The organism is Prosthecobacter dejongeii, from assembly GCF_014203045.1.
GTDB lineage: Bacteria > Verrucomicrobiota > Verrucomicrobiia > Verrucomicrobiales > Verrucomicrobiaceae > Prosthecobacter > Prosthecobacter dejongeii.
Map to the genome: position 1 here is coordinate 92,263 of NZ_JACHIF010000013.1, position 21,881 is coordinate 114,143.

17 protein-coding genes and 1 tRNA gene are annotated in these 21,881 nt (G+C 56.3%); 11 read left to right on the forward strand and 7 right to left on the reverse strand.

The window, feature by feature from the left end:
• Positions 1-35 precede the first annotated feature (35 nt).
• On the reverse strand, positions 36-2,426 hold the full coding sequence (locus tag HNQ64_RS22730) for a Tex family protein (protein WP_184212947.1): 2,391 nt from the start codon (positions 2,424-2,426) through the stop codon (positions 36-38).
• A 415-nt stretch (positions 2,427-2,841) separates the two neighbouring features.
• Between HNQ64_RS22730 and HNQ64_RS22735 the strand changes: the two genes are divergently transcribed.
• A complete protein-coding gene (locus HNQ64_RS22735) occupies positions 2,842-3,282 on the forward strand; it encodes a pyridoxamine 5'-phosphate oxidase family protein (protein ID WP_184212948.1) in 441 nt (146 codons plus the stop codon).
• Between the two features lie 22 nt (positions 3,283-3,304).
• Here HNQ64_RS22735 and HNQ64_RS22740 read toward each other — a convergent pair whose 3' ends face one another.
• Both HNQ64_RS22740 and HNQ64_RS22745 read right to left on the reverse strand, forming a co-directional pair.
• On the reverse strand, positions 3,305-3,496 hold the full coding sequence (locus tag HNQ64_RS22740; protein WP_184212949.1) for a hypothetical protein: 192 nt from the start codon (positions 3,494-3,496) through the stop codon (positions 3,305-3,307).
• Positions 3,493-4,005: a hypothetical protein gene (locus tag HNQ64_RS22745; RefSeq protein WP_184212950.1), complete on the reverse strand. Its 513-nt coding sequence runs from the start codon at positions 4,003-4,005 to the stop codon at positions 3,493-3,495. Before HNQ64_RS22745 ends, HNQ64_RS22740 begins: the two co-directional genes overlap by 4 nt.
• A 239-nt stretch (positions 4,006-4,244) precedes the next feature.
• Here HNQ64_RS22745 and trmD point away from each other — a divergent pair, with 239 nt between their 5' ends.
• Positions 4,245-4,916 carry a tRNA (guanosine(37)-N1)-methyltransferase TrmD gene (gene trmD, locus HNQ64_RS22750; RefSeq protein WP_184212951.1) on the forward strand — a complete coding sequence of 224 codons (672 nt, stop codon included), beginning with the start codon at positions 4,245-4,247 and terminating at the stop codon, positions 4,914-4,916.
• A 143-nt stretch (positions 4,917-5,059) separates the two neighbouring features.
• Here trmD and HNQ64_RS22755 read toward each other — a convergent pair whose 3' ends face one another.
• The 3 genes from HNQ64_RS22755 to HNQ64_RS22765 are packed head-to-tail and all read right to left on the reverse strand — an operon-like array spanning position 5,060 to position 9,962.
• The gene (locus tag HNQ64_RS22755; RefSeq protein ID WP_184212952.1) at positions 5,060-6,808 is read right to left on the reverse strand and encodes an alginate O-acetyltransferase AlgX-related protein; all 1,749 of its coding nucleotides are present in this window, start codon (positions 6,806-6,808) and stop codon (positions 5,060-5,062) included.
• A gap of 30 nt (positions 6,809-6,838) precedes the next feature.
• Entirely contained in the window at positions 6,839-8,188 is a 1,350-nt protein-coding gene (locus HNQ64_RS22760; RefSeq protein ID WP_184212953.1) for a phosphatase PAP2/dual specificity phosphatase family protein, read from the reverse strand.
• 34 nt (positions 8,189-8,222) lie between these two features.
• Positions 8,223-9,962 (reverse strand): bifunctional alpha/beta hydrolase/class I SAM-dependent methyltransferase, encoded by a 1,740-nt coding sequence (locus tag HNQ64_RS22765; protein WP_221305539.1) that lies wholly within the window; start codon positions 9,960-9,962, stop codon positions 8,223-8,225.
• Positions 9,963-10,137: 175 nt separating this feature from the next.
• Between HNQ64_RS22765 and HNQ64_RS22770 the strand changes: the two genes are divergently transcribed.
• The 4 genes from HNQ64_RS22770 (at position 10,138) to HNQ64_RS22785 (ending at position 15,469) form a co-directional block, all read left to right on the forward strand.
• A complete protein-coding gene (locus tag HNQ64_RS22770) occupies positions 10,138-12,327 on the forward strand; it encodes an AMP-binding protein (RefSeq protein WP_184212954.1) in 2,190 nt (729 codons plus the stop codon).
• Positions 12,328-12,519: 192 nt separating this feature from the next.
• Positions 12,520-13,890 carry a PQQ-dependent sugar dehydrogenase gene (locus HNQ64_RS22775; protein WP_184212955.1) on the forward strand — a complete coding sequence of 457 codons (1,371 nt, stop codon included), beginning with the start codon at positions 12,520-12,522 and terminating at the stop codon, positions 13,888-13,890.
• Positions 13,891-13,968: 78 nt separating this feature from the next.
• Positions 13,969-14,550, forward strand: coding sequence for a sulfocyanin-like copper-binding protein (locus HNQ64_RS22780; protein WP_184212956.1), 582 nt, complete (start codon positions 13,969-13,971; stop codon positions 14,548-14,550).
• 58 nt (positions 14,551-14,608) lie between these two features.
• A complete protein-coding gene (locus HNQ64_RS22785; RefSeq protein WP_184212958.1) occupies positions 14,609-15,469 on the forward strand; it encodes an alpha/beta hydrolase in 861 nt (286 codons plus the stop codon).
• Positions 15,470-15,482: 13 nt separating this feature from the next.
• Here HNQ64_RS22785 and HNQ64_RS22790 read toward each other — a convergent pair whose 3' ends face one another.
• On the reverse strand, positions 15,483-16,664 hold the full coding sequence (locus tag HNQ64_RS22790) for an AI-2E family transporter (RefSeq protein ID WP_184212960.1): 1,182 nt from the start codon (positions 16,662-16,664) through the stop codon (positions 15,483-15,485).
• Between the two features lie 175 nt (positions 16,665-16,839).
• On the opposite strand from HNQ64_RS22790, the gene HNQ64_RS22795 reads away from it, so the two are divergent.
• The 5 genes from HNQ64_RS22795 to HNQ64_RS22815 all read left to right on the forward strand — a co-directional run bounded on the left by HNQ64_RS22795 (position 16,840) and on the right by HNQ64_RS22815 (position 21,880).
• Positions 16,840-16,916 (forward strand) — tRNA-Pro (locus HNQ64_RS22795).
• A 283-nt stretch (positions 16,917-17,199) separates the two neighbouring features.
• The gene (locus HNQ64_RS22800; RefSeq protein WP_184212962.1) at positions 17,200-18,213 is read left to right on the forward strand and encodes an NHL repeat-containing protein; all 1,014 of its coding nucleotides are present in this window, start codon (positions 17,200-17,202) and stop codon (positions 18,211-18,213) included.
• A gap of 69 nt (positions 18,214-18,282) precedes the next feature.
• The gene (locus HNQ64_RS22805) at positions 18,283-19,737 is read left to right on the forward strand and encodes a circularly permuted type 2 ATP-grasp protein (protein WP_184212964.1); all 1,455 of its coding nucleotides are present in this window, start codon (positions 18,283-18,285) and stop codon (positions 19,735-19,737) included.
• Between the two features lie 67 nt (positions 19,738-19,804).
• Positions 19,805-20,878 carry an alpha-E domain-containing protein gene (locus tag HNQ64_RS22810; RefSeq protein WP_221305540.1) on the forward strand — a complete coding sequence of 358 codons (1,074 nt, stop codon included), beginning with the start codon at positions 19,805-19,807 and terminating at the stop codon, positions 20,876-20,878.
• 120 nt (positions 20,879-20,998) lie between these two features.
• Positions 20,999-21,880 carry a transglutaminase family protein gene (locus tag HNQ64_RS22815; protein WP_184212966.1) on the forward strand — a complete coding sequence of 294 codons (882 nt, stop codon included), beginning with the start codon at positions 20,999-21,001 and terminating at the stop codon, positions 21,878-21,880.
• Position 21,881 lies beyond the last annotated feature (1 nt).

Consider the following 21,881-nt stretch of genomic DNA (forward strand, 5'->3'; position numbering starts at 1 on the left):
TCTGCTGTTTCTCTGTCTGCGAGGCAAGCAAAGAACTACTTCTTCCCCTTTTGTGAAGCTGCCGTGAACCAGTCCCCACCGCCGCCGCCACCGCCAAAGGGATTGCCCATGCCGCCGCCACTGCTGCGATTACCACCACCACCACCTAAGCTGCGATTGCCACCGCCTTGCCCGCCCTGGCCTCCCTGCCCTGCCGGACGTGGGCCGCCAGCACCGCCGCTACCCGTCTTCTTCTCAAAGTCCGGTTTAGACTTCATGCTTAGGGCGATGCGCTTGCGCTGGATGTCCACCTCCGTGACGGTGACCATGACCTTCTGGGCCACCTTCACCACCTCAGCCGCATCGCGGACAAACGTATCGCTGAGCTGACTGACGTGCACGAGGCCGTCCTGATGCACGCCGATGTCCACAAAGGCCCCGAAGGCGGTGACATTGGTGACGATGCCCGGCAGCTTCATACCCACGGTCAAGTCCTTCATGTCGTTGACGCCTTCAGCGAAGTTGAAGACTTCAAACTGCTTACGCGGATCGCGGCCTGGTTTGGCCAACTCGTTCATGATGTCCTGGAGCGTCGGCAGGCCCACCTCTTCACTGACGTACTTTTTCAGGTCCAGCTTCTGGCGCAGTTCTGCCTTCTGCATGAGGTCGGCGACGGTGCAGCCCAGATCGGCAGCCATCTTTTCCACCAGGGGGTAGCGCTCAGGGTGGACGGCGCTGGCATCCAGCGGATTGGCCGCACCACGGATGCGCAGGAACCCAGCGGCCTGCTCAAAAGCTTTGTCGCCCAGGCGGGGCACCTTCAGCAGGTCTTTACGAGTTTTGAAAGCGCCGTTCTCATTGCGGAAGGCCACGATGTTCGCCGCATGCGTGCTGTTGAGGCCGGAGACGTAACTGAGGAGCTGCTTGCTGGCCGTGTTGATCTCCACGCCTACGCCGTTCACGGCGCTGATGACCACATTGTCCAGGCTGCTCTTGAGCTGGTTTTGATCCACATCATGCTGATACTGGCCCACGCCAATGGACTTCGGGTCCAGCTTCACCAGCTCCGCCAGCGGGTCCATCAAACGACGGGCGATGGAGACAGCGCCACGCACAGTGATGTCATGATTGGGGAACTCCTCACGCGCCACTTCACTGGCGCTGTAAATGGAAGCGCCACTCTCATTCACCATGAGGACGGGGATGGACTTCGGTACGCCAATCTTATTGATGAAGGCCTCCGTCTCACGGCTGGCAGTGCCGTTGCCGATGGCAAAGGCTTCGATCTTGTAACGCTCGACCAAGTTCATGATCAGCGTCTTCGCCTGCATGAGGCTGTTGCCCTCGCCTAACAAATAGATCACATCGTTAAACAGGAGCTGCCCTTGCGCATCCAGCACCACCACTTTGCAGCCCGTGCGGAAGCCAGGGTCAATGCCCAGCACACGCTTCTGCCCCAGCGGAGCGGTCAGCAGGAGCTCACGCAGATTATCGGCAAAGACACGCACGGCTTCACCATCGGCCTTCTTCTTGGATTCCAGGCGCGCTTCCGTTTCCATGCTGCTGCTCAGCAGGCGCTTGTAGCTATCTGCACAGGCCAGCTTCATTTGGTCAGAGCAGGCATTGCCACCTTTCACAAACAGGTTCGTCAGGATCTGCACCGCCGCATCTTCCGGCGGATTGATGCGCATGAGCAGGAAGCCTTCCTTCTCACCCCGGCGGATGGCCAGCATGCGGTGAGAGGGGATGGACTTCAGAGGCTCGGACCAGTCGAAGTAATCGCGGAATTTCTGGGCATCGGCCTCAGCTTCTTTGCCGAACATCACCTTGGATACCACCGTGCTCTGCTCGCTAAACAGCTTGCGCAGAGCCGCACGGGCATCCGCGTGGTCGCTGATGCGCTCGGCGATGATGTCACGCGCTCCGCTGAGCGCATCGGCCGCATCCTTCACCTTCAGTTCATCGGCAGCCTCAGCATTCACAAACTTGGCCGCTTCATCGTCCACATTCACGCCATGGGTGAAGAGGTTCGCCTCAATGAAATCCGCCAGAGGTTCCAGCCCCTTTTCTTTGGCGATGGTGGCGCGGGTGCGGCGCTTCGGCCGGAACGGGGCAAAGATGTCCTCCAGGGTGTTCATCGTCTCCGCCTTCTCGATCTTCGCACGCAGCACGTCGGTCATGAGATTGCGCTCTTCCAGGGACTTCACGATGGCCGTGCGGCGATCATCCAGGGCCACCAGTTGCTCCATGCGGTCCTTCACATTTTGGATCTGCACCTCATCCATGGATCCCGTGGCCTCTTTACGATACCGGGCGATGAAGGGCACCGTGGCCCCATCGGCAAAAAGCTGGGCCGTCGCCCCGACCTGGATGGCGCGCAGGCCCAGTTCTTTAGCGACACGCTCCACATGAGCGATGTTGATGTTGAGTTCGTTGGAGGCGGACATGATTGGGAAAGGAAAGAAAGACGGAGGGGACAGAAATCAAAGGTCCAGGTGTTCGGGAGAGCACGCGCCTGGACTCAGATGGAGGGGTAGCGAAAGGGGTATCCAGGGCAACCCCGGAGGCAGCTTTTCCTGAAACTTTTGTTCGAGCCCCAAGCTTGACAAACCCGATCCCTTTCCCCCGAAATCCACTCATTCACGCCCCCACCTCATGGGTTTCATAGGGCCTTTCTTGAACAGCATTCACAAGATTTCAGAATTAACCCCAAGAGCTTCAAAAGATAACCGCCGAAGTTGGCCTCTTCAAAATCTTGTGAATCCTGCCATCCTGTAAATCCTGTCTAAAAAAACCGTCGCCAAGCCCCGCCACCCCACGCCTTCAACTGTCCTTCCACTCTCAACCATTAACCTGCCCGCCATGCCCGCGCCTGCACCCCTCGATCCCGCCGAACTCCCCGCCCTGGCCCTGGCCACGATGAAAGCCGCTAAGTTCCCCGTGCTCGCCACGATGGACGGCGACCAACCCCGCTTGCGCCCCGTCTCCCCAGTGAAAACCGACGGCTTCACGGTCTATGTGGCCAATCTCCGCCGCTACGGCAAAACCGCCGAACTCGCCACCAATCCCAAAGCCGAGCTCTGCTACACCGACGACGACCACAACCAAGTCCGCATCACCGCCACTGCCGAGATCCTCACCGACCGCCCCCAAATTGAAGAGATCTGGAACAGCAACGCCCTCCTGCGAGCTTACCTCCGCGACATCAACAACCCGGAACTGATCATCTACAAGTTCACGCCCCACCGGGTGCGATACATGAAGGAATGGGCGCTGGAGTACTGGGAGTTACCGCTGTCTTGAAAATACCCGTCTTGGACAAGGTTTATGCCTTTTTATCCCCGTAGACAGGCACCGCCTCCTTCAATACCCATTGTTTTTCGGTCACCGACTGAATCTGAAGTGTCGCCGCACGTAACTCCTGCACGATGCGAACCTTTTCAGGGTAAGACAATTCCATCAGCCTTTTTCGGCGGAGAGCCTTCTGTTCCAGCGTTTGTTGCATCAAAGGACTCATGATGGGTTCAAGTAATTTTGTTTAAATCGCTTCCAAGCCGCTTCCAAACCGTAACGTGCTAAAAGATCGACCAGTTTCGACCTATCAACAATGTCGGCTTCAACAAAGGTCATTAACCTGGCAAAATCTTTCCCACGACCGGTTTGCAATGCGATTGCCATCAGGTGCTCTGCTCTCATCACACGGGCAGGCACTCCTTCAAATTCTATCTCCTTGGCATCCTCCACCGCTTCCCGCAATAAAGCGGACTCGGCAGGCAGGAATTGTACCGGCCAGCCATGCACTAAAATAGCATCACCATCGGCTGCATGACCGCGTGCAGTTAAAAAGTTATAGATCGGCGTCAATGTCAGAATCAACGGAGAACCCTCAAAGATGACAAAGATATCCAAATCAAAAGTTGAGATTGGTTCCAGGTAAAACGTCGCTCCCATGGCCCGACCGATGGCCCATTGACCAATGAGACCTACAGCTCGCAGTTCATTGATTTCAGAAAGAGTTTCCTTCATGGTCTGACAAGCTCCGTTAGCAAATTGCCACTCGCTCAGGGCATTATTCTCTGCTGAATTGTTTCTATCAAAGCTTCATCAAGAGTGAGTGGCAAGCAGGATGCAACATCAAATTCGATGAATCATGCAGACACTGCCTGAGAAAATATGAGCATCATCGAAATCAAATCCCTTCGTTTCAAGTTCCCCTAGCTTGGGAGAAACTTGCACTCCTCTCCCCTCCAAGCCATAGCTCCTTTGTGCGCCTAGACGTCATTACTCTTTTTCCTGAACTCATCACTGTGCCGATGGGCACGAGCATCATGGGGCGGGCCCAGGAGAAGGGGGCGATCACGGTGGGGGTGCACGATCTGCGCGAGCAGGGTCTGGGCAAACACAAGCAGGTGGATGACACGCCTTACGGCGGTGGACAGGGCATGCTGCTAAGGCCGGAGCCACTTTTTGCGGCGCTGGAGAAGGTGCATACGGAGAGCAGTCGGGTGATCCTGATGTCGCCCGCTGGAAAGCCTTTTAACCAGGCGTCAGCGCTGCGGTTGGCACAAGAGGAGCATCTGATTTTTCTTTCCGGTCACTATGAGGGCATGGACCAGCGGGTGGTGGACCATTGGGTGGATGAAGAGCTGAGCCTGGGCGACTATGTGCTGACCAACGGGGCCATCGCTGCAGTGGTGGTGATGGATGCCATCGTTCGCCTACTGCCCGGTGTTCTGGGTGATGACCTGAGCGCCGTTGAGGAATCCTTTGGCCCGGCAGGTCTGCTGGAGGCCCCCCATTACACGAAGCCAGCAGAGTTTCAGGGGCTGCGGGTGCCGGATATTTTACTGAGCGGCAACCATGGAAAAATCGCCGAATGGCGGCAGCAGCAGGCGCTGGAGCGGACACGGAAAATGCGGCCAGATTTACTGGAGTAAGGACGACGGTTTGGCAACGTAGGGCGGTAATGTCTGGCGAGGTGAGCCTCATCCGCTCTCAGACCTGTTCGCCAGTCTTGCCGCCTTTCCCCGAAGGTGTGGTCATCTTGCGACAATGAAAAGTAGGCCCCATCGCCCCAGGGTTAGAGTTCCCCTGCCCTGACGACCCAAATGATGAGTTTTTTCCCGCTCATACGAGGAACGAGGGTGGCTGCAGGAGCGGCTTCGGCCACGTCGAGAGCACGGCCCAGGAGAGCCCCGAGTTGGGTGGGGAAACCAGCAGGAGGATCGGTAAGTGAGGTGGGCGGGAAGCTCAAGGAAGGGTCATCGTAGGCGCGAACGAGATCGCCGCCGATGACGAGCACGGGCGACGTTTCAGCCCCGGTGAGGCCACGCAGGCCCACCATTTGGGTGGTCTCGGCAGGCCAAAAGGATTCAGGCTGGCGATGCAGACGACGGGCGAGATCGCCAAAATCTTGGCGCTCGATGAACTGAGCATCCACCAGCGGTGTTTCATCGAGCACAACCTGGGGGTAGGCTTTGCGAATGTGGCGGGAGGCCTGGACAGCGATCTCCTTCATGGCCTCAGCGGTCCAGAGGGTGTCCTGATGGAAGTGGAGGGGGAGGCGATTGCGCTGATCCCAAAGTTTTTCGGACATGTCCAGAACGTCCACGCCGGCGCTTTTGAGCCGCTGAATGGACGCGTGATAACCCAAGGGGTGAACAGCCCCTTTGTATCTGGCGGGGAGGATGGGTTCAGGCCGGAGGCCGATCTTGTCAGGGATGGGCAAGAGCAGCAGGGGGCTGCCCTGGCTTTGCAGTTGCTTTTGCAGGCTGAGAATGTCCTCGACCTGACCGGGAGTGTGCCGCTTTTGGGTAAGGCGGTAGAGATCAGTGTCTGCATAAAGCCAGCCTCCAATCCCCTGATGAACGCCATGACTGCCAGCTTGGCTGGAAACACGATGAAGCCATTCTCCGGCTCGGATGAGGGGGGAAGGAGCCGATTCGATGAATGTTATGACGAACAAAATAACGGCCCCAAAGCAAAGAAAACCCGCACCTTTGGCCGCGAGGCGGAGACGTGGGCCACGCGCCATCCACCAGGGAAAGCCGGGCAGGACGAGGGCAGCAAGGACACTGATCCACAGCAGCCAGCAAACCTGCGGGGCAGTGAGCCGGGCATCGAGAAACACCGAATACACCGTCTCTGGCGAGGCACTGAAAAGGCGACTCCATTCCTGCATGGCCACCTCCCACCCGCCCCCGTAAAGCAACGGAGTGCTCAAAGTAAATGCAGCAATGGTGAGTATGCTTTTGATCCAGCGTGGAATTTTCCCCATCCAGCCAGAAGTGCGGCCTAACCAAGAGTCTAACCCAATGAGGCAGGCCTGGAGCAGGAGCCAAAGCAACAAGCCATAACTAAACCCCTGAGCAATAAGAAGACAAAGTACCAAGAGGCCACAACGAAGGAGAGCCGATGAAGCCGTGGGGACGTGATTGACTGGCAACACTCCCCAACGATTCCAGAAATCCACGAAACCCCTCGCGCCAAAGGGATGGCGAATGATCTCGGGCATTTCGACTCTGAGTAACCGCATCAATCCCACCCAAACATCGGCAGTGCCGGTGAACATCATGTAGAGGCATCCCGTGAAGGCTACCATGCCAATGAATGCAGACCAGCTGCTGGCGGCCTCGGGCGCGGCATTGACACAGAGGGTGTAAAGGCTTTCAAGATTCAGGGCCAGAAACATCAGCTTGGCAAAACCAAGGCCCATCCTCGCAAAAGCGGTGCCGAACGCCCACGGCCCGAACTGTCTGGGAAAAGCGGCGAATCCCCCAGCCAGCAAAAGCGGGAAGATACGGGTAAAGTTGAGGGGGTCATCCATCATGGTTGCCCATCTCCCGGCCCGGCGCCGTCTTCAACTCAAAACAGGTTTACGCCCTGGGGCGGTGAGGGATAACTCCATTTCGCGGAGGGCACGCACGACCTCTGGGCGGACGATCATGCCAGGCCTGGCGTCCTTCATCTGGCGGATGGCGGCTTCGGTGGTGCCGCCGCTTTGCAGCAGCCACGCGCCCACAGCAGCGGCGGTGCGGGAGTAGCCAGCCTTGCAATGGACAAAGACGATGCCGTCCTTACGCACGCGCTCGATGTATTCGGCCATGGCTTTGAGCTGATCCTGAGTGGGCGCGGTGAGATCTGCCACCGGCATGTTTTTATAACCCGGCATGAGGCGAAAGGCCTCAGGCGCATCGAACTCGGCCGTGAGGTCCAGCACATCCGTGACGCCGGCTTCGAGGAGCTCAATCGCGGTGGCATCATCTGGCAGCGGACCCATCCAGACGCGGGGAGTGAGTTGATTCCACTTCGCCGACTGGCGGCGGTAGTGCCACCAGGAAAGCTCTTGCCCGAGAAGCCAGGGGGCCAGCAGCCAGCGGGTGGTGGCAGGAAGGCGACCGCGTGTTTTTTTCAATACCGCCGCACCGATGCCCAAAGAAGCCGCTGCAACGGTGCCCAAAGCCGCAGCAGGCCAGGCCAAGAGGAGAGTCCACGGCAGAGTCAAACGACAGGCAAACAGGAGAACCACCGAGGCCGTCAGGTAATAAAACCCGATGCGCCGATTTGCGGTCGCCTTTTCCTCCTGGTCAGGAACGATGTGGAAGATGACCGCCGCGAGGACGAACCCACCCAACACATCCACCAGATGATGCTGCCATGTCAGCAAGGTGGAAACGCCAATGAGGCTGAACCAAATGTGTAGAACAATGCGCAATAGCCCCCTGGAATGCCGCGCGTAATGCACCGCCATGATCGTACGCAGGACGATGTGCAAACTTGGGAAAAGATTGTGCGGGGCATCCATCGCCTGGATGGCACGGAACCAGGGCTCGAACATCCCTTCCGTGATCTTGGGTCGTGCCCAGGCGAGTTCCAAAGGGATGATGAGAAAGCAGACACCCGCGATCACATTGGAAAGCACCAACCGCCGACGCAGCACACGCAGTTCTTGGCGATCTGAGCACAAAAAAGGCGCCACGACAAAAAAGGCATCGAGCGACCAATACGGGACGATCATCCACTCCACCACGGGGAACAGACGCTCCCAGCCAAAGGCCGCCGTTTGCACATCCGGCCGCAGCCCGGTGATCCAGTTGCTCGCATTGTAGATCACCAAAAACACCGCACTGGTCCACGCACTGACCCAGGCCGCCTGGAGGAAGGTAGGCCTGGCGGAAGATCCCTGGATCAGCATGGAACGGTCTTGCATGGAAGAAAGGCGGTACCCGAGATTGTAAAACGGGCTACAACTTTCGTGCCACACTGATGGTAAAGATACCAGCAGGATCCGTCTCCTGGCGTTCTTTGATGAATCCGGCAGCCGTAACCAGGTCGTCCATTTCTTCCTGCGTCCGCCGCCGCATGATCCACGGCTGCCCCTCACGATTGGTCAAAACATGGGCAATGAATTTCAACTGCGGATGCCACGGCTGATTCGTGTACACCAAACGGGTGCCAGGGGGCATGGCATCGGCCAGACCACGCAGAGACTCCAGCACCGGAGCATTCGCATTAAAAAGCTCATACAGACCTGAGACTACGGCTACATCTGGCGCGGGATTGAGTGCGGCTAACGAACTGCGAGCAAAGGCATCTGCCTGGACGAAGGTCACACGATCTGTTAGATCGAGATTTTCAGCCGTGGCTTTCGCCGTATCCAAATTCGGCTGCTGATAATCCCGTAAGACAGCAGTGACGGGCAGTTCTGGGTGATCATGCAACGTTTGCAAAATGTAGCGCCCGCCACCACAGGCGATGTCCACCAGATGCGGCCTGGACCCAGCCTGGGCGAGCACCTCCGCTAGCACCTTTTGCAGCATTTGCCCCCGCCAGCGGATGCCCGTCCAGCCTGGGCTTTCTAAATACGATTTATCCATGAACCAGCCGAGGATCAGCCGCCCGGAAGGTTTGTTTTGATAGACGTAATCCAGAGTGCGCCCAGAATCAAAACCCGCCTTCCAGCCCAGGTCAATGCCATGACTCAATCGGCCTAAGGTACCGAATACAAAGCGAGTCAAACGTGAGGAAAGGCAATCCCGCGAGGCCGCCAGCTCATCCCGCTCGCTGCGTGTGTGCCCCCGGATATCCGCATCTAGCAGCGGGGCCAGTTTAACCGGAGGTTTGACAAAAAGCCGCTCGGCAAAAGCTCGCACACGATTGAAGACCACCTCCCGCTGTGCCTCATGAAAGATGGCGTGGTAAAAACCATGCAGCGTGTGGAATTCCTTGTCCGCAGAGCCTAGACGCTCAAAGAACGCCCGCTGCGGCCCCGTCTGCACCACCCAGTCCTGAGTGGCGCTGAAAACGAGCGTGGGTACACGGATCGCCGCCGCATCTTCCACCACTCGCCGCGCGGTATCGAAGAGGTCCAGCAGGATGTTCACCGAGATCTCTTTGAAGATCGCCGGGTCTTCATTGTAGGCGCGCTGCTGCTCAGGATCATGTGTCAGCACGCGGGATTTGACGTAGCTTTTCACCACACCACCCGGCAGCATTTTTTCTTTCAGGCGCAGCAGTGGCACAGCCAGCGGCACATAGAGTTTCACCTGAAAAGCAGGTGTGCCCAGCAACAGACCACGCAGACGCGGCGCATAATCATGCACCCAGGCTGCGGCCACCACAGCGCCTACGCTGTGAGCCACCAGCACGATGTCTTCCCTCGCAATCGCGTAAGTTTTTTCGATGTGTTGGAAAAACGCCTCCAGATCTCGGATGACGACGCCCAAATTTTCCGCCCCACCACGCGGACCTGGAGACTGGCCGTGGCCACGCTGATCCCAGGCAAACAGGGCGGTGTCTGGCATATCCAGAGCTTTAGCTAGCTCCAGCATTCGGCCGGAGTGTTCGTGCCCCCGGTGCATGATCACGATGGCCTGTTTGGCTTGATAAAAGGGTAACCAGGCGCGGTAAAACAGTTCGGCTCCGTCATGGGAGGCAAAGGTGTGCTCGGTCATCTGGGAAGATGGTGTAGGAATAGTCGTCATAGCAAGTGAGGATTCAGCTCTTTCCAGCCAGGGCCGGTGAGTTCACACCCGCATGCGCAGAAGCAGCGCCGATAGGATCAAAATAAATGGTTATCTCTGTGATGATCCTTTTCCCGCTGGAAATGCGCAGGGTTCATCGCTTACACTTCACTTCACCCCCTCGCCTCCTCTCGCCATGCCTACGGACAAGCCAGTTTCGCTGAAACACCTCACCCTTTTGGGGAAAGAAAATCTGCCTGCAAACGGTGGCTATCTCATCCTCCCCACCCGCCTCAGCTATCTGGACCTCATGCGTCTAGAAACCTTTCTGGAAGGGCAGACGGTGGTGTATCTCTTCGAGGAAGGTGCAGCTCTGTCCCCCCAACTCAAAGCGCACGTGGACCAGGATACTGTCCGCGTTCTTGTCATTCCCGCGAACCTCACCGATGCTCACGCTTACAGAAAAGCAGTGACCAGCGAGATCGAAAAAGGCTCCGTTGTCATTTATCTTCCTGCCGAGGCGGCTACCACAAATGCCCCACTGACCACCGTCCCAGGAGCCAAGTTGGAATTCTTGCTCAAGGCCGCCTGTCCGGTGCTGCCCTTGTTCGTTCAACCCAAGGGCGAGATTACCCTCAGCATCGACGGTCATTGCGATGAAAGCTTCGTCTTCATGGCGATGGCTCCTCTCATTTCAGGAGATGACATCACCCTGGCCGCCTACCAAGAAGCGCTTTTTGTCCTCGCAGACCAGGCTTTTAGTCAACACCCTGGTCTGGACACTCATTTAGCCTACGCCTTGATTCAGGGGCTCAAACGCAACGGCACCCGCAACAAGGTCGTGGATGGCAAAGATGAAAGTGAGCTGGGTTACGATAAGGTTTTAGCAGTCGCCATCGCGCTTTCGAAAGTCATCAAGGCTGAGACTAACAAAAAGCGCGTAGGCATCATCCTTCCTCCAGGGCGAGGTGGACTCATCGCCAATGTCGCGGTGCTTCTCGCTGGCAAAATTCCGGTCAATCTCAACTTCACTGCAGGACGCACCTCGGTGGAGTTTGCCATCAAAGCTGCAGATCTAGATCGGTTCATCACCGCAGATATCTTTGTGCGGAAGATGCAAAGCTTTCCCTGGCCGCCGATGAAGCAGCTCATGCTCATCGAGCGAATCCTGCCGAAGTTGAAGACCCAAATCGTCGTTTGGCTGGCTCTGAGCAAAGTCCTCCCCGCAGCCATCCTAGCCAGCGTTCTAGGCGTCCCCAAAAAAGGTGGTCGGGAAGAGGCCATCCTTTTATTCACCAGCGGTAGCTCGGGCAATCCGAAAGGTGTCGCCCTCACCCACCGGAATGTGATGGCCAACGTCATCCAGTTCAGCAGCCGTCTGGGCATGGACTCCAAGGACAGCATCCTCGGCAGCCTGCCTCTTTTCCACAGTTTCGGCTGCACCGTCACCCTCTGGTACCCCATCATCAGCGGCCTGAATTTGGTCACCTATCCGAGCCCCCTGGAGACGAAGAAACTAGGAGAGTTGATCGAAAAACATCGTGTCACCCTCATGATCGCCACTCCCACTTTCCTGCGCGGCTATCTGCGCGGGGTGAACCGGGAGTCGCTAGCCTCTTTGAAGATGGTCGTCACCGGAGCTGAAAAACTCCCCCCCACCGTCTCCAGTGCCTTTGAGCAACGCTTCGACAAAAAAGTCTTCGAGGGCTACGGCCTCACTGAGACCTCCCCGGTCTCCAACGTCAACTTGCCAGACCCTGTGCCTCTGGGTCATGAAGACAACGGTTACGTCTGGATTCCCTGCCACCGCCCAGGCAGTGTCGGGCATTTAATTCCGGGCCTTGCGGTACGCATCACCCATCCCGAAACGAACGAACCTCAGTCGCTTCATTCCAGCGGCATGATTTGGTTCAAAGGCACCAACGTCTTTGAAGGTTATCTCAATGATCCTAAACGCACCGCCGAAGTTTTCGATAACGATGGATGGTTCCGGACGGGAGATATTGGCCGCGTGGACATGGACGGTTTCCTTTACATTGAAGGTCGCCTCAGCCGCTTCTCGAAAATCGGCGGAGAAATGGTGCCGCATGAAACGGTGGAGGAAGCCCTGATCAAAGCCATGGGCCTGGAGAATGAAAGCTCCAGGAAGATCGCCGTTGTCGGTATCCCCGATCAGGAAAGAGGTGAAGCCTTGATTCTCCTCACAGCCATCCCTGGAGGTCCTGAGCACCAGGAAATTCTCGATCTGCGCTACCGCTTGCTCGAGAAAGGCATGCCGCCGCTATGGATCCCTAAAAAGATGATTCGCGTATCCGACATTCCGATCCTTTCTTCTGGAAAACTGGATGTCCAAAACTGTGAGAAGATCGCCAAAGGTGGAGCTTAAATCATAGCCTTTCATCCAGAGGCCGGAGCCAACGATTTTCATGCGGGCAAGGTGATGGATAAATCCATCGCCTAACTCGCATGATCATGGAGCATTCTGGCACAGACATTTCAGGCTTGTCTTAAAGGTGTGATTTTTTTAGCCTAACGGCGTTTAGGCTCTGGCAACCAACCTGCCCTACCCATTCTCACCATGAAAATCAAACCTGCCTTGCTGACCCTGCTCGCGCTTCTCACGGCTCCCGCTTTTGCCGCAGAAATCAAACCCGCACAGCCAGGAGGGAAACTCCCAGGGAACATCTCGGTCAGTCTCGTCAAAGTGGCCGATGACTTGGTGGATCCCGTCAGCGTGGCAGCGCCCAATGACGGCACTGGCCGCATCTTCGTGGTGGAGCGCCCTGGCGTCATCCAAATCATCAAAGACGGCAAGAAGACAAAGCGCCCGTTCTTGGACCTCAAGGACAAAACCATCTCGTCATTCTTGGAGTTAGGCATGTTCAGCATGGCCTTCCACCCAGACTTCAAAAGCAATGGCAAAGTCTATGTCGCCTATGCTGACCTTTGGTTCAATGGTGCCACCATGGTGACCGAATTCACCGTCTCGAAAAGCAATCCAGATCGCCTGGATCCTGAGACTGCGAAGGTGATCATGCAGATCGACTTTCCCTACTGCAACCATCACGGTGGCCAGATCGCCTTCGGTCCAGATGGCTACCTTTATATCGGTGTGGGCGATGGGGGCTGGGAGGGTGATGTCATCAACGCCGGTCAAGATCTGCACACTTGGTTAGGCAAGATGCTGCGCATTGACGTCAACAAATCCAGCGCAGACCGCGCCTACGACATCCCCAAGGACAATCCTTTCATCACACCGCTGCAGCAGATGACGCTCTTTGGAGTCAGTGAAGAAGCCTTCTCCAAAGTCCGCCCCAAAGCCAAACCCGAAATCTGGTCTTACGGCCTGCGTAATCCCTGGACCTTCAGCTTTGACTCCAAGACTGGAGATCTTTTCATCGCCGACATCGGTCAAAATCACTGGGAAGAAATCAACATGCAGCCCGCCAGCAGCAAAGGCGGCGAAAACTACGGCTGGAAGTTCATGTGCGGCAGCCATCCCTTCCCCATGATTTTGAAAAAGAATCCAGATGGCACCGAGACTGCGGTGGATCCTGAAAATTATCCCAAAGTAGGCGTGCAACCCATCGCGGAATACAGTCATGTGGATCAGGGCATCTGCGTCATCAATCTGGGCATCTACCGCGGTGCCGAGTATCCCGAACTGGAAGGCACCTACTTCTCCGCTGACTGGGGCAGTGGCAAGGTCTGGGGCATGCAGCAGGTGGACGGCAAATGGCAGATGCAGGAGCTGCTAGACCTCGCCGATGGCATCCGCCCCACGGGCAGCGGCACCGGTCCAGATGGTGCCATCTACCTTACCCACGCCACCGCCAACTACGGCGGCCCTGTGGACCCCTACACCAGCGAGCGCGGAGCCCTGTGGAAAATCGTCCCCACCGCCAAAGTGGCTAAAGACGCCGTCACCGCTCCTGTCGCAGCCAAGTAAAAGCCGACGACGACTCCTCTCAAAAACACACGGAAAGGCCTCCGCTTTTCCGTGTGTTTTCACCCCTTTTGCATTGCCATGTTCCTTCGTCTATTGCTCCCCATTTTGGGCTTTGCCACGTTCTCCCTCGCTCAATCCACGCCTCCAGCTCATGATCATAGCACTGAGATTCCAGGTCTCAAAAAAGAGCTGTTCGCGGGCATCACCTCGGAGGATCTCTTGAAACTGGGTGAAGGCCCAAAGAGCGTCAAAGTCACTCTCGTAGCCACTTTCAATGCCGCCAACTACGGCATGAATTTCAATGGCTACTCCCATGGCAAAGCCGTGCTCACCATCCCCACTGGCTGGCGAGTCCACGTCACCTTCATCAATCCCAGCCCCATTCCCCACAGCGCCATTGTGATCGAAAAAGGTGACACCAAAAAGCTCCAAGCACCCGAGCCTTACTTTGCTGGTGGTGCTACCCCGAAACACCTCACAGGCATGACCCTGGGCAAGGCAGATTTTACCTTTGTCCCGGATGAAGCGGGTGAATTCGCCCTCGCCTGCGGCTTTCCCGCACACGCAGTCGCCGGCCACTGGGTCAGCCTGATCATCAGCGATGAGGCCACAGTTCCCACCTTGCAACTGGGCGACCAAGCTGCGAAAGAAGTGAAATAGTCCCCAGACTTCTCAGTCTTTAATAGCACCGTTTCACTCATTTCCCCCCTTCCTCGTCATGCGTCTTCTCGCCAGTTTGTTACTTCTTTTAGGTTCCTCGGCTTACGCCATGGATGACTACAAACTGACACCCCTCTCCCAAGAGAAACCGGATGTCGCCAAAGGCCGCGTCATTGCCATGCCTGCGCATGAATCAAAGATCTATCCAGGAACCGTACGCGATTGGTGGCTCTACATTCCTGCCCAATACAAAGCGGAGCAACCCGCCAACCTCATGGTCTTTCAGGACGGTCATGATTACGTCGGGCTCAAAGGAGCTTGGCGCGTCCCCACAGTCTTTGACAACCTCATCGCCAGTGGCGACATGGCACCCACCATCGCCATCTTTATCAATCCAGGCCATGCGATCTCCAGTCCCAAACCCGCCAGCGCCTGGAAAAACAACAACCGCAGCAAAGAATACAATACGTTAGGCAGCACCTACGCCACCTTCCTGTTAGAGGAAATCATCCCTCAAGTCACCAAAGACTACCGCCTGACAGACAACCCTGAAGGCTGGGCTCTCGCAGGTGCCAGCAGCGGCGCCATTTGTGCCTTCACCGTCGCTTGGGAGCGCCCAGATAAATTCCGCAAAGTCTTCTCCACCATCGGCAGTTATGTGGACCTCGCCGGTGGCCATGTGTATCCCTACGTCATCCGCATCACCGAGCGTAAACCCCTGCGTATTTATCTCCAAGATGGGGCGAATGATCTCGACAATCCCTTTGGCAACTGGCCTCTAGCCAATCAACAGATGGACAAAGCCCTGACCTTCATGGGCTATGATCACCACTTTGAATTCGGTGACGGCCAGCACAACAGCAAGCACGGAGCGTCTCTTTTCCCTGAAGCCATGAAGTGGCTGTGGCGCAAACAATGAGAAGCCTAGAGGGCTAATCGTGACGCGGGCTTTCCGTGCTCGCCCCACCTCCCACCATTTCGTTTTCATCCAGGTCGTAGCCCACCACTTCCACCTCACCTCGCCGCATCTTCTTCTGAGACATCGCCACGGAGACCCAGCGAAATTCCTCGCTGTTATCCAGCAGCACCTTCATCACCATCGTCAGTGGCACGGCCAAAAACATGCCCATGGGGCCCCAGAGCCAGCCCCAAAAGATCACCGAAAGCACCACCACGAGAGCGGAGATGCCAAAGCGATTTCCCAGCAACTGCGGCTGCACAAAGTTATCCAAAGCGAAATTGATGCCGCCATACCCCAGCGCAATGCCAATGGCAGCGCCGCCACCATGTTGAACCAGCGCCTCCACGATCGCGGGAATACTAGCGGCCGAGCTTCCCACGGCCGGGATGTAGTTAAAAATAAAGGCCAGGATGGCCCACAGCAGCGGATACTGGAGATCAAAAAACCAGCACCACACGCCAGCTAATAAACCAGTGAGCGCACTGATGAGCGTCTTGATCCCGAGATATTTTTGGATGTCCGTGACACTGCGCATCAGACCACTGAAATCAGGACCTCCAGACGTGCGGACCGCTGCGATACGACGCTGAGTCCCCGTGGCCTCCATCAAGACAAACATCATCAAAATAAGAATCATCACCAGCCCTGCAAACACCGTGGCCAAAGTGCCAAACGTACTGCCCAGCATGGCACCGATCCGGGACATCACATCCTGCTGTGTGGCATAACCAATGATGGTATTCCAGTCAAACAAACTGCCCATCATCTCCTTCGCCCCTTCGATGCCATTATCATCCAGCCACACCCCTAGGTCTGTAAGGTTGCGCTGAATCCCTCGCAGGTAACGCGGCAGATCCGAATTGAAGCTGATTAGCAGCCGCACGGCCAAAGTGATCAACCCCGCCAATACCCCCAGATTGACTAGCAAGGTCATCGCCAACGCAACAGGCCCGGGGATGCGATGGCGAGTCAACCAACGCAAAAGCGGAAAACTCAGCACCGCCAGGAAGAATGCATACACCATGGGTACCAGCACCCCCGCAGCCGCTTTCATCCCTGCAAGTACGATGACTAGACACGCCAGCGTGAGGATCATCTGCGAGCCTTTGCGGCCCCAATCAACGGTCTTATCTTGCTCCGGCAGGATGATCATGGGGAAACATTCAAGACGATAGGATTTTTCTCAAGAGGAAACACCGCCTCGACAGGAAACGTCAATCGGTGGCCCCAAAAGAATCTCTCTTTAAAAGCAACATCTCAGTTGCAAATGCGGGAGGTAAACGCCAGTATCCACGTCCCAGCCGGGCTCCACAGCCCTGCGAAAAGGTCGGGCCGTAGTTCAGCCTGGTAGAACGCTTGCATGGGGTGCAAGAGGTCGTGAGTTCGAATCTCGCCGGCCCGACCATTTTCCAAAGCCACAGGCTTTGTCTGAGTTTGCCGGATGTTTGCAATTTGGGCGGTTCCTGCGCTCATTAAGCAAAGCGACATCAGCACCATCAAAGAACTCTCATTGCGATTTCAATTTACAGGCGCAGAACCTCACCAGGGTGAAAAATCTCCCGCTGCTTCACCAGAACAGCCATGTCCACACTCACTCAATGAGACGATCCAGTTGGTAGCGACGATCAATCGGACGACCTCAAGCGGTTTACTCTTCCCTCAAACAACCTCTTATGATTGCCTGAGACATGCTGCGAATATTGATCCTAGCCTTGTGCCTGTCTGGCATCGCCAAAGCAGAAGAACTGCTGGGACAAAAACCTTTCCAATATCGCCTTCTCAAAAACTGGGCACAGGCAGCGCTCACCACCGCCCCTCTCAAAAATGGGCATGCACTGACCTTCGATTCCCAGGGCCGCCTTTTCGTCCTGACAGATGAAGCTCAGCATAACGTCCTCATCTTAGATCCTCAAACGGGGGATCTCCTGGGGCAGTGGACAGCGCGCATGCCCGGAGCCCATGGCATGAGTCTGGTCAAAGAAGGTGGCAGAGAAGTCCTCTACATTACCGATACGACCCTGCATGAGGTGCGCAAACTCAGCCTCGAAGGCACCGAACTCGCCAGCTATCCCTGGCCAGAAAAAAGCGGTCTTTACGCCAAGGCCACCGAGTATCGCCCCTCCAAAACACTTCATCATCCTCAGGGCGATTTTTGGGTGCTCGACGGCTACGGCAAAGACTACATCCACCACTACAATGTCACGGGTCAGCTCCTCAAATCCTGGGGAGGCGATCTCGGCCAGGGTGAAAACCAGCTTCCTCATTGGGGACCTCACGGCGGCCTGCTGGATCTCAGCGACGCGGCCGCCCCCAGGATCATCATCGCCATGAGCGACCGCCAAGAAATCAAACGCTTCACACTCGAAGGTCAGTTTGTGGACAAATTCCCCTTCCCGGGCGGAAATCCGCGCGATCTCGTCGCTTGGCAGGGCCACTATCTCATGCCCCACCTAGGAGACCGGTGGCCACAAAACCGCGACTCTCCCGGCTTTATCAGCATCCTTGATTCCCACTTTCGCATCATTTCCAACATCGGCGCCCCCGCCGCTGTCACTGAAAATGGCGTGCTCCAGCCCCTGAAGAGTGATGCCCACACCTTCATCCACCCACATGCCGTAGCCGCCGATGCGGAGGGGAATCTCTACGTCGCTCAATTTGCTTCCCCCACCGCGCCACTGCTCAAACTGCAGCGCGTGCGCTGACGAGTCCGCAATCTTGGCCTCAGACTTGCTAATTCATTTCATCAGCCAACCAACAAGGCTACAACCACCATGCTTTTCGACAACTACCAGCCGGAGAACTTCTTCGATGAGATGTTCACTGCCAATGGCGTCACCCGTCCGCACTACCGTAGCGTAGCGGCGGCACTTAACGACGTGGAACCTAACGAATTCCGCAACAAGCAGTCGGCGGTCGAGGCCTCCTTCATGCGTGGCGGCGTCACCTTCACTGTTTACAGCGACTCACAGGGCACAGAGCGTATTTTCCCGTTCGACTGTGTGCCCCGCGTCATTGCGGCAGAGGAATGGGAAATTGTCGAAAAAGGCCTCATCCAGCGCATCACCGCGCTGAATCTTTTCCTGCATGACATCTATCATGAGCAAAAGATCATCAAGGACCGCATCATCCCACCCCAGTATGTGCTGAGTGCCAAGCACTTCCGCCGGGAATTCATGCACATCGAAGTGCCCAAGGACATCTACGTCCACATCTGCGGCACGGACCTCATTCGTGACAAAGATGGCCGCTACCTCGTGCTGGAGGATAACCTTCGCTGTCCCTCCGGTGCCAGTTACATGCTGGAAAACCGAGCTGCCCTGAAGCGGACTTTTCCAGAGTTGTTCAAGGCCAGCGGCGTCCACTCCGTCAGCAATTACCCAGCAGAGCTCCTGAAAGTGATGCAGTATTGTGCCCCGGCGAATTTCAAGGCCAATGACGCGCCGAACTGCGTGCTCCTCACGCCGGGTGTTTTTAACAGCGCCTACTTTGAGCATGCCTTCCTCGCCCGCCAGATGGGGATTCCCATCGTCGAAGGCCGCGACCTCGTCGTCCGTGATTTTAAGGTTTACATGCGCACCACCGCAGGCCTTGTGAAGGTGGATGTCATCTACCGCCGTATTGACGATGACTTCCTAGATCCCTCTGTCTTCCGGGCAGATTCCCTTCTCGGTGTTCCCGGCCTGGTGAATGCCTACCGCGCAGGCAATGTCAGCCTCGCCAATAGCATCGGCACAGGCGTGGCCGATGACAAAGTGGTCTATTACTTTGTGCCCCACATGATCAAGTACTACCTCGGTGAAGATCCCATCCTCCCGAATGTGGATACTTACCTTGCTTCTGAGCCGAAAGACTGCGCTCACATCCTAGCGAATTTGGACAAGCTTGTCGTCAAATCAGCGAACGAAGCCGGTGGTTATGGCATGCTCATGGGCCCCTGGGCCTCAAAAGCCGAGATCGAAGAATTCCGCGTGATGATCGAGGACAACCCGCGCAATTTCATCGCGCAGGACCCCATCTCGCTCAGCCGTCACCCCACCTGGACGGGGGACCAGTTTGAAGGCCGCCACATTGACCTTCGGCCCTACATCCTCTACGGGGAAAAGATCATCGTCACTCCCGGTGGGCTCACTCGCGTGGCTTTGAAGAAAGGCTCTTTGGTCGTGAATAGCTCTCAAGGAGGGGGCTCGAAGGATACCTGGGTACTGAGAAACTCCGTCCCCGAATGATGCAGATCCGCAGCTCATCATTCCCGACCCCACTCATTATCTTTCATTCCTTTCCCCTTTCCCGACCATGCCCAAGTCACCCCCAACCCAAGAAGAAGTCGCCCGCCACAAACAGGCCAACGTGATGCTCTCCCGCGTCGCAGGCAGCCTTTACTGGATGAGTCGCTACCTGGAACGAGCTGAAAACCTCGCTCGTCTTGTGGACGTCAATTTGCAGATCATCCTAGATTTCGGCCAAGTCTCTGACGAGACCATGAAAGAGCACTGGCTACCCATTCTTCGCTCTACGGGTGATGAGGACCTCTTTTTCCAACTTTACGAAGTCGCCGACAGCGAAAGCGTGATGGAGTTTGTCACCTTCCGTCAGGAGAACCCCAATTCGCTCCTCACCTGCATCGGCAACGCCCGTGAAAACGCCCGCCAGGTGCGTGACCAAATCTCCAGCGAGATGTGGGAGGTGCTAAATGACGCCTACCACTTCATCAAAAACAGTGACCCTGAAAACATCTGGGATGGCGGAGCCAGCGCCTTTTACGACCAGATCAAATACTACTCCCATCTTTTCCAGGGCATCACCGTTTCCACCTTCTCTCGAAACGAGGGCTTCGAGTTCATCCAGTTTGGCAAATACTTGGAGCGTGCGGATAAAACCACGCGCCTCATGGACATGAAGTACCACATCCTCCTGCCCAAGGTCACGGATGTGGGCGGTGCCGTAGATGCCGCGCAGTGGCAGGCCGTGCTCCGTTCCGCCAGTGCGGTAGAGCCTTACCGTCGCTTTTACGTCGCTGATATTCTTTTCGCCAAGGTCATCGAGTTCCTTATCTTCGAAGACACCTTCCCCCGCTCGCTCATGTTCTGCCTTCAGCAGATGGATGACTTTGCCCACCTCATCGCTGGCACACCGGCTGGCGAATATCGCAGTGAAGGAGAACATCGTTTCGGCAAGTTTCTGAACAACCTGAATTTTACCACCACCAAAGATATCATTGGTCGCGGTCTTCATGAGTTTCTGGCCGAAGTGCAGCGTGAAATTGGCGCTCTTGGTGAACATCTTTACACCACTTTTATGTATCACCCCCCGGTGGATATGCAGGCAGAAATCCGCTTTCACCAGCAGCAAGAACAACAGCAGCAGTGAGCCTCTTAGGCAGGTGACGCCTGGGTGATAACCGGCAGCAAATGTGATTTCTTCTTGCTGTCGGTTCTCGATTATTTACCCATTCTTCCCCCCTGCCTGAGAACATCCCGCCCCTCTTGGATGCCCGATTCTTCACCCGCCATCACGCCGCCCTCTGGAATGCGCCTCCGCGTGCGCCACCTCACGCGCTTCCACTACGATGGGCCTGTGCTCGATAGCTACAATGATGCCCGTCTCTGCCCCGTTTCCGATCCCCTCCAGCGCTGCGCAAATTTCGACCTGCGCATCAATCCAAATGTGCCCATGCACACCCACCGGGATTTTTATCTCAATCGAGTGGATCATTTCGAGCTCCATCAGCCTCACGAAACCTTAGAGGTAGAGGCCGTTTCGCTCATCGAAACACGCCAGGATGCACGCACCTCCATCCCTGAGGCTCTCTCACTCGATGCATTGAACGACCCCAAGGTGAACGAGAACTATTTCGACTTTGTCGTCGAATCCAAGTTTGTTTCTCAAAACGTCGCCATTTGGCGCGAGGCCGTGGACATCATCGGCCACTCCGTCTCAGACATCTGGGCAGACTCTGTCAAACTCGGCCAGCATGTTCACAGCATCTTTTCCTATGATCCCGACTGGACCCACGTCCACACAAACGCCGCCGAGGCGCTGAAAGATCGCCGTGGAGTGTGCCAGGACTATGCCCACGTGATGCTCGCCCTATGCCGTAGCCAGGGCATCCCAGCCCGCTATGTCAGCGGTTACTTCTACAATGGCAAAACGGGAGATGAAAATGAGGCTTCCCATGCCTGGACGGAAATCTTCCTGCCTAACTATGGCTGGAAGGCCTGGGACCCCACCCACAATCGCGAGGCCGATACCCGCTATATCAAACTCGCCATCGGTCGCGACTATGACGATGCCAAGCCTGTAAGCGGTCGCTTCCGCGGCAAGGGCAAGCAGCACATGGACGTCATCGTCCAGATCCGTCTCGCAGAATAGT

Coding starts and splice junctions, on each gene's coding strand:
- HNQ64_RS22730 (WP_184212947.1), bottom strand. CDS start 2,426: ATGTCCGCCTCCAACGAACTCAACATCAACATCGCTCATGTGGAGCGT.
- HNQ64_RS22735 (WP_184212948.1), top strand. CDS start 2,842: ATGCCCGCGCCTGCACCCCTCGATCCCGCCGAACTCCCCGCCCTGGCC.
- HNQ64_RS22740 (WP_184212949.1), bottom strand. CDS start 3,496: ATGAGTCCTTTGATGCAACAAACGCTGGAACAGAAGGCTCTCCGCCGA.
- HNQ64_RS22745 (WP_184212950.1), bottom strand. CDS start 4,005: ATGAAGGAAACTCTTTCTGAAATCAATGAACTGCGAGCTGTAGGTCTC.
- HNQ64_RS22755 (WP_184212952.1), bottom strand. CDS start 6,808: ATGATGGATGACCCCCTCAACTTTACCCGTATCTTCCCGCTTTTGCTG.
- HNQ64_RS22760 (WP_184212953.1), bottom strand. CDS start 8,188: ATGCAAGACCGTTCCATGCTGATCCAGGGATCTTCCGCCAGGCCTACC.
- HNQ64_RS22765 (WP_221305539.1), bottom strand. CDS start 9,962: ATGACGACTATTCCTACACCATCTTCCCAGATGACCGAGCACACCTTT.
- HNQ64_RS22770 (WP_184212954.1), top strand. CDS start 10,138: ATGCCTACGGACAAGCCAGTTTCGCTGAAACACCTCACCCTTTTGGGG.
- HNQ64_RS22775 (WP_184212955.1), top strand. CDS start 12,520: ATGAAAATCAAACCTGCCTTGCTGACCCTGCTCGCGCTTCTCACGGCT.
- HNQ64_RS22780 (WP_184212956.1), top strand. CDS start 13,969: ATGTTCCTTCGTCTATTGCTCCCCATTTTGGGCTTTGCCACGTTCTCC.
- HNQ64_RS22785 (WP_184212958.1), top strand. CDS start 14,609: ATGCGTCTTCTCGCCAGTTTGTTACTTCTTTTAGGTTCCTCGGCTTAC.
- HNQ64_RS22790 (WP_184212960.1), bottom strand. CDS start 16,664: ATGATCATCCTGCCGGAGCAAGATAAGACCGTTGATTGGGGCCGCAAA.
- HNQ64_RS22800 (WP_184212962.1), top strand. CDS start 17,200: ATGCTGCGAATATTGATCCTAGCCTTGTGCCTGTCTGGCATCGCCAAA.
- HNQ64_RS22805 (WP_184212964.1), top strand. CDS start 18,283: ATGCTTTTCGACAACTACCAGCCGGAGAACTTCTTCGATGAGATGTTC.
- HNQ64_RS22810 (WP_221305540.1), top strand. CDS start 19,805: ATGCCCAAGTCACCCCCAACCCAAGAAGAAGTCGCCCGCCACAAACAG.
- HNQ64_RS22815 (WP_184212966.1), top strand. CDS start 20,999: ATGCCCGATTCTTCACCCGCCATCACGCCGCCCTCTGGAATGCGCCTC.